11 protein-coding genes are annotated in these 12,491 nt (G+C 69.6%); 5 read left to right on the top strand and 6 right to left on the bottom strand.

All coding sequences use genetic code 11. The features are described 5' to 3' along the window. Positions 1-11: 11 nt before the first annotated feature. Positions 12-317 carry a GTP-binding protein gene (locus tag AB0K51_RS32370; protein WP_363461431.1) on the bottom strand — a complete coding sequence of 102 codons (306 nt, stop codon included), beginning with the start codon at positions 315-317 and terminating at the stop codon, positions 12-14. 168 nt (positions 318-485) lie between these two features. On the opposite strand from AB0K51_RS32370, the gene AB0K51_RS32365 reads away from it, so the two are divergent. Together AB0K51_RS32365 and AB0K51_RS32360 are read left to right on the top strand one after the other, a co-directional pair. Next, the gene (locus tag AB0K51_RS32365) at positions 486-821 is read left to right on the top strand and encodes a hypothetical protein (protein ID WP_363461429.1); all 336 of its coding nucleotides are present in this window, start codon (positions 486-488) and stop codon (positions 819-821) included. A gap of 76 nt (positions 822-897) precedes the next feature. Continuing rightward, entirely contained in the window at positions 898-1,206 is a 309-nt protein-coding gene (locus tag AB0K51_RS32360; RefSeq protein WP_363461433.1) for a hypothetical protein, read from the top strand. A 367-nt stretch (positions 1,207-1,573) separates the two neighbouring features. On the opposite strand, the gene AB0K51_RS32355 is transcribed toward AB0K51_RS32360, so the two are convergent. After that, positions 1,574-3,151 carry an MFS transporter gene (locus tag AB0K51_RS32355; protein WP_363461427.1) on the bottom strand — a complete coding sequence of 526 codons (1,578 nt, stop codon included), beginning with the start codon at positions 3,149-3,151 and terminating at the stop codon, positions 1,574-1,576. Positions 3,152-3,356: 205 nt separating this feature from the next. Further along, on the bottom strand, positions 3,357-3,812 hold the full coding sequence (locus AB0K51_RS32350; RefSeq protein ID WP_363461426.1) for a hypothetical protein: 456 nt from the start codon (positions 3,810-3,812) through the stop codon (positions 3,357-3,359). A 342-nt stretch (positions 3,813-4,154) separates the two neighbouring features. On the opposite strand from AB0K51_RS32350, the gene ddaH reads away from it, so the two are divergent. Beyond that, positions 4,155-4,985 carry a dimethylargininase gene (gene ddaH / locus AB0K51_RS32345; RefSeq protein WP_363461424.1) on the top strand — a complete coding sequence of 277 codons (831 nt, stop codon included), beginning with the start codon at positions 4,155-4,157 and terminating at the stop codon, positions 4,983-4,985. Positions 4,986-5,095: 110 nt separating this feature from the next. Here ddaH and AB0K51_RS32340 read toward each other — a convergent pair whose 3' ends face one another. The 3 genes from AB0K51_RS32340 to AB0K51_RS32330 all read right to left on the bottom strand — a co-directional run bounded on the left by AB0K51_RS32340 (position 5,096) and on the right by AB0K51_RS32330 (position 6,728). Continuing rightward, positions 5,096-5,398, bottom strand: coding sequence for a hypothetical protein (locus AB0K51_RS32340; protein WP_363461422.1), 303 nt, complete (start codon positions 5,396-5,398; stop codon positions 5,096-5,098). A gap of 202 nt (positions 5,399-5,600) precedes the next feature. Then, complete coding sequence (locus tag AB0K51_RS32335; protein WP_363461420.1) at positions 5,601-5,852, bottom strand: acyl-CoA carboxylase subunit epsilon; 252 nt, start codon at positions 5,850-5,852, stop codon at positions 5,601-5,603. Between the two features lie 96 nt (positions 5,853-5,948). Further along, a complete protein-coding gene (locus AB0K51_RS32330; protein ID WP_363461418.1) occupies positions 5,949-6,728 on the bottom strand; it encodes a hypothetical protein in 780 nt (259 codons plus the stop codon). 434 nt (positions 6,729-7,162) lie between these two features. On the opposite strand from AB0K51_RS32330, the gene AB0K51_RS32325 reads away from it, so the two are divergent. Beyond that, positions 7,163-8,794, top strand: a complete 1,632-nt coding sequence (locus AB0K51_RS32325) for a PfaD family polyunsaturated fatty acid/polyketide biosynthesis protein (protein ID WP_363461416.1) — start codon at positions 7,163-7,165, stop codon at positions 8,792-8,794. 207 nt (positions 8,795-9,001) lie between these two features. Next, on the top strand, positions 9,002-12,491 hold a 3,490-nt coding region (locus AB0K51_RS32320; protein ID WP_363461414.1), incomplete at its 3' end, for a beta-ketoacyl synthase N-terminal-like domain-containing protein.

Below are 12,491 nucleotides of genomic sequence, written 5' to 3'. Positions count from 1 at the left end.
CAAAAGTTCACTTAATGAAAAAGAATGAAAACACGTGAGATGATACCCCCTTTGTGAACTAAGCGCTCGACTTCTCGTAACAAATCGTCTCTTAAAGTACAACATATGCATCCATTAGAAAGTTCTACTAATTTCTCATCTGTTCTAGATAAGCCGCCACCTTGTGCTACTAAATCCTTATCAATATTAACTTCACTCATATCATTGACTATGACAGCAATGCGTCGCCCTTCTCTATTTTTTAATATATGATTAAGCAATGTCGTTTTGCCCGACCCTAAATATCCACTTAATACAGTTACAGGTATTTTCGCCATTTCAAGAACCCTCTCTTTTGTAAATAGTAATTATTACGTTTTACATTCTATAGAAAGTTCCTTCTTTTATCAATACTCAATTTTTTAAAAATTGAATAAACGTGATTAAATAAAAAAAGCTAGTTGGAATCATTTCGCCACCGTGACCCTCAGCAGCGCCCGCACCGAGTGACCGTCCGATACAACGCCAGCGAATACGAAGAGATCCGCCGAGCCGCCGCTGACCGCAGCCAGACTGTCGCCCGCTTCTGCGCCACCAGCCCCCTCAACGACGCCCGCGGCCTGAGTGCCAGTGATCCGCAAGACCGCCTCGACCGCGCGATCGACGAGTTGGCCGGCAGCCGCGCTCAACTGGCCCGCGTCGGCAACGACCTGAACCAGATCACCTTCGTGCTCAACGCCAGCGGCTTCCATCACCCCGCCGAGCTCGGTGCGGCCCTTGAACTCGTCCAGCAGGCTGTCGCACGGGTCGACGCCACCGCAGCCGAACTCGTGGGCAGGTAGTGGGACGCACGTACACACGTCACCCGGTGTACCGCGATCCGGACGAGTGCAAGGCGGCACTCAGCCTTGGAAGTTGGTGTCGATTCGATGTCATCTGGACAGGTTGGGAACATTCTCGCACCAGGGTGTCTTGTGGTCGTTCCTACGTGGCATCACCACCACCTGCCCGGAGTGCGACGCCACCCGCGACTGGCTCCTCCTCAACGTCCGCCACCAAGTCTTCGTCCGCTGCCGTTGCGCGGCCGAATGGCACGAGCCCGACCTCACCCGCGACGACTTCGACGAACACTTCACCGCACCCGAACGCGAGTGGGACGCCTTCGATGACGCCATGACCGGGCTGGGTTTCGACGGCCTCCTGGCCGGAACGATCTGGAACGGCTGAGCGAACAGGGGCGGCTCCCTGAGCAAGGATCCGCCCCTGCCTTACAGCTCTCGGAGAGCTACCCCTTCTTGCTCGGCAGCATCAACCTTCTTGGTGAGCGCGTCCACCAACCCGATGCTTCCCTCGAAGAGTTGGGAAACGTCCTGGCCGGTGAACATGATGATGTTGTTGTGACTCCCCCGGGACTTGCGTAATCTTCTGCTTTCCCACCCCGCCGACGGGAACCGGTCGATCCGGGAGCTGCCGGGAGGCGGGGCCTGCGCTCGGAGGGGACGGCCCGGAACGGGTGCCTGCCCCGCCCGGTGTACGGGGCCACCGTCCTCTTGTCGGGCCGCCGGGGTGTCGGCTCACGGCGGTTCCGGTCCGATCATCCGGCGGTGGCCGGAGCCGTCGTCTTCTCCGCCGTGCCGGGCTCCGGGCCCGCGCGTGTCGCCCGGAGGAGCGTGACGGCCCCGAGGCGCCACAGTGCGACGGCAGCACCCAGCAGGGTGATCGCGGTGCAGATCCAGGTGCCGTTGTGCATGGCCGCGGTGAAGGCCTGGTCGGCCGCGGTGACCAGGCGGGCGCCCTGCTCCGTGGGCAACCGCGCTGCGAGCGCGTGCGCGGAGGTCAGGTCGTCGGTGGCGGGCGCGGTGGTACCCGGCAGGGCGGCGCCCAGGTGATTGCGGTAGGAGCCCGACACGGCGGTGCCGACCACCGCGATGCCGAGCACTCCACCGAGTTCCCGCACCACGCTGTTGATCGAGCTCGCCATCGGAGCCTTCTCGCGCGGCAGGGCGCCGACGGTGGTGGCGCTGGCCGGTGCCATGATCAGCCCCATGCCGGCGCCGACCACGGTCGTCGCGAGGGCGACGAGCGCGTACGGCGTTCCGGTGTCGACCAGCGACACGCCGCCGAGCCCGAGGGCCATCACCGTCAGACCGCCGCCGATGGTAGCGCGATTGCCGAAACGCCTTGTGAGCAGTGCGCTGGTGGCCGCGGTGGCCGACATCGCCAGGGCGAACGGCACCGCGCCGAGCCCCGCCTTCAGCGGACTGTACCCGTGCACGAGTTGGAGGAACTGGGTGAGGACGAACAGCAGGCCGAACAGGGCGAAGAAGGTGATGCCGAGGACCACACCCGCCGTACTGAAGGTCCGGATCGCGAACATCCTGACGTCGACCATCGGATGCTCGGTCCGCAGCTCCCACCAGGCGAAGGCGGTCAGCAGGACGGTGGCGGCGCCGGCCTCGGCGAGTGAGACGTCGGGCAGCCATCCGTGTCTGGGGCCTCGGATGATCACGTCGACGAGCGCGGCCAGGCCGCTGCTGGACAGGAGCAGTCCGGGCACGTCGACGCGGCCGACCCGGTGCCCCGGGAGCGCGGGAAGCAGGGTCAGGACGGCCGCCAGGGCGGCCGCGACCAGAGGTACGTTGATCCAGAAGACGCTGCTCCAGGAGAAGTGTTCGAGCAGCAGACCGCCGGTCACCGGGCCGATCACGATGCCGATCCCGGAGGTTGCCGACCAGACGGCGATCGCCTTGGGGCGCTCGCGTTCGCCGAACAGCGCCACGATGCTGGCCAGGGTGGCCGGCATCGCGAAGGCGGCGCCCAGCCCCATCACGGCGCGCAGCCCGATCAGCTGACCGGCGGAGGAGGCCATGGCCGCGATCGCCGACCCCACGGCGAAGACGGTCAACCCGCCTATCAGGGACCGGCGTTGTCCGATCCGGGAGCCGATGGAGCCGGCCGTGATGAGCATTGCGGCGAACACCAGGGTGTAAGCGTTGCTGATCCACTGCAGGTCGGCCGTGGAGGCCCGGAGCGCGGAGGCGAGCGCGGGCAGTGCGGTGTTGAGCACCGTGTTGTCGATGGTGACGACCACCAGCGAGGCGCAGAGAGCCGCCAGGGCCGCCCAACGCCTCGGATGGCCCCCGTCCGGGTCGGCCGTACTGTCTGAACTCATGTTCTCACCCTTGTGAACCGGGGTTCGTAGGCGTCGGCAGGGACCGCCGGGAAGAGCCGTCTGTCGGCCTGGGAGAGCCCGGAGCCGGAGGCGCGGAGCACGGACAGTGCGTGCCTCCGGTCATTGCCGGTCGGAGGTGTCGCGTCCGGTCGAGGACTCGGCGGCTCCTCCAGCTCGCCGTATGGTGACGACACCCCCGTACCAGTCAGCGGTTGCTGTCGCCCACGATGGCGTTCAGAGCGTGCACCAGGCCGCTGAATGTGCCGGTGTCGTCGGTCTGGAGGAGGCGTACGTCCCGGCCGGCCGTCGCCCCGTCCGTGTCGTGGCCGCACTCCGAGGGGGTCTCCGCGCGGTGCGCGGAACTCCCGTAGGGGCCGACTGCCACGCCGCCCGCAGTCCTCGGTTCGGGAGCGGTGTCCCTGTCGGACGGGGACTGCGCCAGCGTGACGCGCGCGTAGCTGTCGCCGAGGACGACGTAGTACTGGCCGGGCCGACCCGGCACCGGCAGGACCATGTCGACCGTCGTCTCCGTCTTGCCGACCAGGGCGCCGGGAGCCGGCGGCGCGGCGGGGCCGGGGTGCCGGCCGGGTGCCGGACGAAGGCCCGGAGTGTTGCCGCCGCCGTGCTGTGTTCCGTAGGACTCCGCTGCGTCGTGAGCCATGCGTACCCCTCCTCCTCGGTCGGCCGGCCCAAGCGGCGGGGCCGCGGTGTGCGGGCCGCCAGGCGTGGAGTCCGGCATGTCTCTATCGAGATCACGCGCCGGTGCCGCTGCCGGTTCGACGCGGGCGGCATTCGCCGTCCGAGGCGGATCAGGGCGGCTCCCCAGCGCGGTGCGCAGGCCTCGGTTCCTTGGAGGAACGGCCTGTGCATCGTGGCGTTCCGCGTCGCCAGAAGTTGTCGTACGGGCACCGGGGGAGTGAGATCCATCTTCGGAAGCCGGCGCCCTGGGGCGGCGGCGGGCCGGGCTCGAACCGGCGTGCACGGATCGGCCGTGAGGAGCGATATGAACCGCCCCACTCGAACTCGTACCGCCCTGCGCCGCCACTACCTGATGTGCCGGCCCACCTACTTCGACGTCACGTACTCGATCAACCCGTGGATGGATCCCGCGAAACCCGTGGACGGCGCCCTCGCGCTCGCCCAGTGGGAACGACTCGTGGAGCTCTACACCGACCTGGGCCACCGGGTCGAGCAGATCACCCCGCTGCCGGGCCTGCCCGACATGGTGTACGCAGCGAACGGCGCCACCGTGGTGGACGGCCGGGTGCTCGGGGCCCGCTTCCGCAACGCCGAACGGGCCGCCGAAGGACCTGCGTACCTGGGATGGTTCCGTGCCCGGGGCTACCGGGAGACGCACGACCCGCTGCACGTCAACGAGGGTGAGGGCGACCTGCTGGTCACCGGGACGTACGTGCTGGCCGGCAAGGGCTTCCGCAGTGCCGTCGAAGGACACGGCGAGGCCCAGGAGTTCTTCGGCCGCCCGGTGATCGGGCTGGAGCTGGTCGACCCGCGCTACTACCACCTGGACACGGCGCTGAGCGTGCTCGACGGCGACGAGATCATGTACCACCCGGCCGCCTTCTCACCGGGCAGCCGGGCGGTGCTGGAGCGGCTGTTCCCCGACGCCCTGCTCGTGGACGCGGCGGACGCCGCGGTGTTCGGCCTCAACGCGGTGAGCGACGGGCTCAACGTCGTGCTGCCGGAGGCGGCGGCCGGACTGGCGGAGCAGCTGCGCGAGCGCGGCTTCCGACCGGTGGGGGTGGACCTGTCGGAGCTGCTCAAGGGCGGCGGCAGCGTGAAGTGCTGCACCCTGGAGATCCGCCCGGGAGGCTGAGGGCCGGAGGCACCGGCCGGATCGCCTGTCACGCATCGGGCCCCGCCCTGGCCGCGCCGATGAGCACTGGCAGGGCGGGGCCCAGGTGGACGGAGTCCGTCGTGAGTCCCTCAGTTCCCGCTCGCGGCTCGCTCTCCGCGGCGTAGGAGGGGCGAGTTGCTGCCCTCCAGTACGACCCGGGCGACCAGCGCGGGATCGTCGCCCATCGGGACGTGACCGCAGCCGACCAGCGGGACGAAGCGCGCCGTCGGCAAGGCCCGGCGGGCCCGGCGCCCCTGGGCGTTCGGCAGGAGCAGGTCGCGGGTGCCCCAGGCGATGGTCACCGGGACCTCCGACGCGGGAGCGGGGAAGCGCAGGGCCTGCTCGGTCCGCCCGGCGCGCGGAGTCTGCCGGAAGCCGGGCGCCGAGAGCATCGCCCGGGTGTCGAGCAGCAGTTCGTGCGGGTCGAGCTGCTGGGAGCGCCCTCGTCAATAGTCCGGCCGTCGCCGCCTCGGTGAGACGGGCCCCAGCCCCGTCAGGGGGATCGGACGGGACGCCGACCCGCTTCGCAGGCGCCGCTCGGGCGTACCGGTCGGGTTGACGGCCTCTACGGCCTGCCGACTGCAGGTGTACCGGTCAGTGCCAGCTGAATGGGCTCTGATAGCGGTTCAGGCCTTCGAAGCGCCGCCGGTGCATGCGAGTCCCCGGGCCGCGGTCGCGGGCCGCCTGGGGTGTTTTCTGCGCTCTCGCGGCGGCGGTTGCCGCGCGGACCGCTACGAGGATGGCGATCAGCGCAGCGAGTTCCTCGGGGCTGGGCCGCCCCCTGACAATCCGGATCAGGGCCTCGGTCCCGGGGTCGCCGGTACCCGCGGCGGCATCGGCGGTCATGTGCTGCCCTCCTGGGGGAATGATGCGCCGTAGCGGCCGCGCCGGCCGCCCCGCGCGGTCACGTCCGTACGCGGGGCAGCCCTTTCACGGCGGCGGTCAGAAGCGCGGACGGACTGCCTGCGGGATGTCGGGAGCTGCCAGGAGGGCGATCTCATGGTCCTCGAGTCCGTCCAGGAAGAAGTCGATGACCTGGCGGTACTGGTCCGCGACGAGATCCCCGTGGAGTTCGCGCAGGCCCCGCATGTGGCTGGTCATGGCGTGCAGGAAGGTGGCCGGCTCGAAAAGCATGGGGACGATCCGACCGCGCCGCAGGTAGCTCGCCACCTCAGGGCCGGCCGGCTCGAACACCCTCCCGAAATTCGCGAACGCCAGCTCCACGAACGCGGCCTCCACACGCATGAGAAGGACCCGGTACCCCGCTCGGATCGCGTGATGCCACATCGCCCGGTAGAGCCGCTGCATGCTCGCCTCGGCACCGAGCTTCCGGGCCAGGCCGGACACCTCCACGACGGATCCCGGGTCCAGTATTCGTGCTGCTCCGATGCGCTCCCGGGTGGCGCTAAAGAGCTCGAAGTCGGCCTCCACGGGGAGCCGCTGGGCATCGCCTCGGGCGCCGATCGGAACGGTGATGTATCGGCCGGTCGCCTGCGGCTCGCCAGATACCGGATCGGCGATCAGGAAGTATTCCGAGTGCGGGACGCAGGGATCGAACTCGACGGTCAGGCAGCCGGTTCTCTCATCGATGTTCTCCGGGACGATCCACCCGTCCGAGAGATAGCGTTCGACCACCAGACGGCCGCAGACATCGATCGTGTCCGGGTCGGTGGAATGGTGGAACGGGCCTTCGGATCGGCGACTGCGCGCGCGCGTTTCCATGATCCTCACAATCGGACGCGGAGCACGAGGGAGCCGCGGTCGACTTCGTCGCGCCGCCGGTCTCCCGCATTTGAGGGCTGCACCGTAGCACCGGGATGCCGACGGGCCGGTACACAGTCTGAAACGGCGGTCGCAGCTCCCGAGTTCATCCGGGACGGGCGCTTCGTACCATCGCCGAGCAGGCGTGGCCCGGCCCTACAGGCTGCCCGACCGGTTGCAGCCGTGGCCCGATCCAAGGATCGCGGAACGGACCGAACCGAACCGTGCCCCGGCGCCGTTGCACCAGTGACCTCGTCGTACGTCGCCGGCGACTGCCGGATCGGGGCCCCCGACGCACCCCTCCGAGCGCCGCAGGAGCGAGCCCGACTCGGGCAGCGCGGCAGGAGTCCGTCAGCGGCAAGAACCGAGCAACCCCAGAAGGGCAGGAGAGTTCCATGTCGACCACGCGGCAGTCAGCCGGCGGCCAGGTTCTCACGAGCAGTGGACGTCACGGGGCGGCACCGGCTCCGGCGTTCTCGCCGTCCGAGGTCCTGGAACTCGTCGAGCGCATCAGGACACCGGTCCACCTCGTCCGAGAACGGTCGACCGGACGCCCGGGCCTGGCCGACGCCTCCGCGGCCGACGGACTCCCCGAGTCACTCTTCGAGATCATCGGATCACTGCCCGCTCTCTACCCGGAGTGGCTGGGCGACCGGTCGTTCTGCGAGACCCATCGTCTGCGATTCCCCTACCTGGCCGGAGAGATGGCCAACGGGATCGCCACCGTCGAGATGGTGACCGCGATGGCGGAGGCCGAGATGATGGGCTTCTTCGGCGCCGGCGGCCTCGGATACGAAGCGGTTGCCCGGGGGGTCGACGAACTCACCGGACGACTCCGGGAGCGAACGAACTGGGGCGTCAACCTGATCCACTCCCCGAACGAGCCGGCAATCGAGGAACGGGTCGCGGACCTTCTCATTCGCACCGGGGTGCCCCGGATATCCGCCTCGGCGTTCATGGACCTCACCCCCGCCGTCGTCCGCTGCGCCCTCGTGGGTCTCACGGTGCTCCCCAGCGGGGAAGTGGCCCGGAGGGTACAGGTGTTCGCCAAGGTGTCGCGGCCGGAGGTCGCCGAGAAGTTCATGTCGCCCGCGCCAGGCGCCATCGTGGACGTGCTGCTGCGGCGGGGCGAGATCACCCCCCTGGAGGCGGAGCTGGCCGCGCGAGTTCCGGTGGCGGACGACGTGACCGTGGAATCCGACAGCGGCGGCCACACCGACAACCGGCCACTGGCGGCTCTGCTCCCCGCGATCACGGACCTGCGGGACGTACTCGCCCGGCGCCACGGGTTCGCCCGGCAGATCAGGATCGGCGCCGCCGGGGGACTGGGCACCCCCGCCGCCGTCGCGGGCGCGTTCGCGCTGGGCGCGGCGTACGTCGTCACCGGGTCGGTGAACCAGACGGCGCGGGAGGCCGGCCTCTCCGAGGACGCCAAGACCATGCTCGCCCAAGCGGACCTCGCCGACGTCACCATGGCACCCGCTGCCGACATGTTCGAGCTCGGTGTGAAGCTTCAGGTGCTGCGGCGCGGCACGCTCTTTCCGGCCCGGGCCGCGCAGCTCTACAACCTCTACACCGCACACCCGTCCCTGGAGGCGATCCCGGCCGAGGCGAGAACCCGCCTGGAACAGGACGTGCTGCGGGCACCGATCGACGAGATCTGGCGCACGACCCGCGAGTTCTGGCAGCGGCGGGACCCCGCACAGCTCACCCGGGCAGAGCATGACCCGAAGCACCGGATGGCCCTGGTGTTCCGGTGGTACCTCGGCAACTCCAGCCGCTGGGCGATCCAGGGGACCGTCGAGCGGCGCAGCGACTACCAGATCTGGTGCGGGCCGGCCATGGGCGCCTTCAACCGCTGGACCGCGGACAGCTTCCTGGCGGAGCCCGAGAACCGCACGGTCGTTCAGATCGCCCGGAACCTCATGGAGGGCGCCGCCGTGGCCGGCCGTGCGCACCAGGTCCGCAACCACGGCGTGCCGGTGCCCTCCGCCGCCTTCTCCTTCCGGCCCCGACGACTCGCCTGACGCCCGGGCGAACGGCGCGTCACCCGCTCCGCTCCCCGGTGTGCGTCCCCTCGCCGTCCCAACCACCCCACGGGGTGGCCCGGAGGCCATCGACCGCGCAGCCACGCGCTGCGCCCTCCGGGAGCAGTGCCCCGCTCGTGCCTCTTCCGCTCCCCCTTCCCTTGGAGTCACCCGATGTCCGGATCCGTACCACCGTCCCTGCCGCCGGTGGCCATCGTCGGTGTCGCCGCCCTCGTTCCGGGGGCCCGGGACGCCGCGGAGTTCTGGAAACTGATCATGTCCGGGAAGGACATGATCACTGACGTCCCGTCCGGCCACTGGCTGGTCGAGGACTACTACGACGCCGATCCGCAGGCCGCCGACAAGACGTACGGCAAGCGCGGCGGCTTCCTGCCGCCGGTCTCGTTCGACCCCCTTGCCTACGGCATCCCGCCGAACGCGCTGCCCGCAACCGACACCACCCAGCTGCTCTCCCTCATCGTGGCCGAGCATGTGCTGGCCGACGCCACCCGAGGGGACCTGGCCGGTCTGGACCGCGACCGGGTGAGCGTCATCCTCGGCGCAGCGCCACTGGAACTCCTGACCACCATGGGCAGCCGCCTGCAGCGCCCGGTCTGGCTCAAGGCACTGCGCGAGCACGGCGTCGCGGAGTCGCAGGCGCAGGAAATCTGCGACCGGATCGCCGACCACTACGTCCCCTGGCAGGAGGCGACCTTCCCCGGCCTGCTCAGCAACGTGGTCGCCGGGCGTATCGCCAACCGCTTCGACCTCCACGGGACCAACTGCACCACGGACGCGGCCTGCGCCAGCTCGCTCGCCGCGATCTCGAACGCCGTCAACGAACTGGCGCTCGGCAGGTCCGACATGGTGGTCACCGGTGGTGTCGACACTCTCAACGACATCCTGATGTACATGTGCTTCAGCAAGACACCGGCACTGTCCCGGTCCGGTGACTGCCGGCCCTTCTCTGACAGCGCCGACGGGACGGTCCTCGGCGAGGGGCTGGTGATGTTCGCCCTTCGGCGTCTGGAGGACGCCGAGCGGGACGGCAACAGGATCTACGCGGTCATCCGGGGCATCGGCACGTCCTCCGACGGCCGGAGTACCGCCATCTACGCCCCCCTGCCGGCCGGCCAGGAGCGCGCGCTGCGGCGCGCGTACGAGGCGGCGGGGTACTCGCCAGACACCGTCGAACTCGTCGAGGCGCACGGCACCGGCACCACCGCGGGGGACCTGGCGGAGATCACCGCCTTGCGCGAGGTCTTCGGGGACACCGGCCGAACCGACTCCCAGTGGTGCGCGCTCGGCTCGGTCAAGTCCCAGATCGGGCACACCAAAGCCGCGGCCGGAGCTGTCGGGCTCCTGAAGGCCGCACTGGCCCTGCACCACAAGGTGCTGCCGCCCACGATCAAGGTGGACCGCCCCAATCCCGCCCTCAACCTCGAGGACAGCCCCTTCTACCTCAACCCCCGGCCGCGGCCGTGGATCTCGGCCGGTGATCATCCCCGACGCGCATCCGTGTCCAGCTTCGGCTTCGGTGGCAGCAATTTCCACATCACCCTGGAGGAGTACGTGCCGCAGGAGGAGCCGGAGCGGACGGCGCAGATGCTGCACGCCGCCCCCAACGAACTCGTGCTGATCAGCGCAGACTCGGCGGCAGGCCTGGTCCGCCGGCTCGGCGAGCTCGCCGGGGCGGAGGAGTCCTTCACCGCCCTCTCCCGGCGTTCCTGGCGCGAGTTCGACGCGCAGGCCCCGGCCCGCGCCTCCGTCGTGGCCGTCGACCGCGACGACTTCGAGGCCAAGTCGGAGCACCTCGCCGGTGCCGTCCGATCCGCCCCGGTCCGCTCTTTCTCCCTGCCGACCGGCATCTCCTACGCGACCGGCCCCGCCGAGGCCGGCCAGGTCGCCTTCCTCTTCAGCGGGCAGGGATCCCAGTACGTCGGCATGGGATCCGACCTCATGACGCACTTTCCCGAGGCGCGACAGGCATGGTCCGAGGCCGCGCGGGTGCTGTCGGCCGACCGCACGCTGCAAAGCGTCGTCTTCCCGCCCTCCGCCTTTACCGACACCGCGAGGGCGGCGCAGCAGGCCGCCCTCGGCGCGACCGAATGGGCACAGCCCGCCCTCGCCGCGCAGAGCCTGGCCCAGCTGAGCCTGCTGCGACGGCTCGGCCTCACCCCCGACTGCGTCGGAGGCCACAGCTTCGGCGAACTCATGGCCCTGCACGCCGCCGGGACGCTGGACGCGCGAACCGTCGTCCACCTGGCGCGGCGCCGTGGGGAGTTCATGCGGGACGCCTCGGAGTGCCGTGGCACCATGCTCGCGGTCACCGCTACCCGGGAGTCGGTGGAGAACCTGCTGACGGATGCCGACCTCTCCGACGGCCTGTGGATCTCCGCACACAACGCTCCCACCCAGGTCGTCGTCTCGGGAGAGGCCGAAGCCGTCAGCCGGTTCGAGCACAGGCTGGCCGCGGAGGGCGTGTCCGCGCGGCGGCTGCGTGCCGCGACGGCCTTCCACAGTCCTCTTGTCGCGCCCGCGAGTGCCGGGCTGCTCGACTCCCTGCAGCGGGTGGAGGTGGAGCCGCCCCGATGCGACGTCTACGGCAATGCCGACGGCAACCCCTATCCCGCGGAGCCGGCGGGCATCCGCGAACGGCTGTCGGTCCATCTCGCCCGCCCGGTCAACTTCGTCCGGGAGATCGAGGCCATGTACGAGGCGGGGGTACGCACCTTCGTCGAAGTGGGCGCGGGGAGCGCGGTCGCCGGACTCATCGGGCAGATCCTGGAGGGCAGGGAGCATCTCGCGGTCAGTCTCGATCAGGAGCGTCGTGACGGCTTGGCCGCCTTCCATGACGCCCTCGGCAGGCTGGCCATCAAGGGCGTCGTCCTGGACCTCGATTCGCTGTGGGCCCACACCACGCCGGCCGTTCCACAGCCTGCGAGGCGGCCCGGCCTTTCGGTGACAATCAGCGGTGCCAACTACGGCAAGGTCTATCCGCCGTCGGCCGGCGCGGCCGCGCTGCCCGGACCGAACGCCGAACCCTCGAACGGCCTTCGGCCGGGGGGCCCGACTGCGGTGGCTTCCGCTGCTCTGCCCGCCTCCCTCGTCGAAGCCGCAGAGGTACGCCGGTCGCCCGCCCCGCCGGCACCGTCGACGACCGAGCCTGCGGCTGATCCCACGCCGAAGCAACATCCCATGCCGCGAGCCGCGGATCCGGGCCCGGCGCACTCGCCGACGGCAGCTGGCGCAACAGAGCCGTGGCTGAGAGTCCTGCAGGAGTCGGATCGGCAGACGGCGGAGGCCCATGCCGCCTACCAGCGCGCGATGACCGACAGCCACCTGGCGTTTCTGGCCTTGGCCGGGAACTCGCTGGCGAGCCTGGCATCCCTCCCGGGGAGCGTCGTCGCACCGGCCTGCGAATCCACCTCCGCAGTGGCTTCCCCGCAGCGCGACGCATCGCTCGATTCCCCCCTGCCGGTCAATGTTCCGATCCGCCCGAGTGAACAGGCCACGACTCCCGCCCCCGCGGCCGTCGACCTTCCCAGGACAGACGCCGCGCCCGATGCCGCGGACGGCATCGGCTTGGCTCTTGGGGCGGTGGTGTTGTCGGTGGTGGCGGAGAAGACCGGTTATCCGGTGGAGCTGCTGCGGCCGGAGATGGAGCTGGAGACGGATCTGGGGATTGATTCGATCA

The organism is Kitasatospora sp. NPDC049285, from assembly GCF_040678815.1.
GTDB lineage: Bacteria > Actinomycetota > Actinomycetes > Streptomycetales > Streptomycetaceae > Kitasatospora.
Note: the sequence above shows the minus strand (reverse complement) of the source record. Positions and strands in the feature narration are given on the sequence as shown.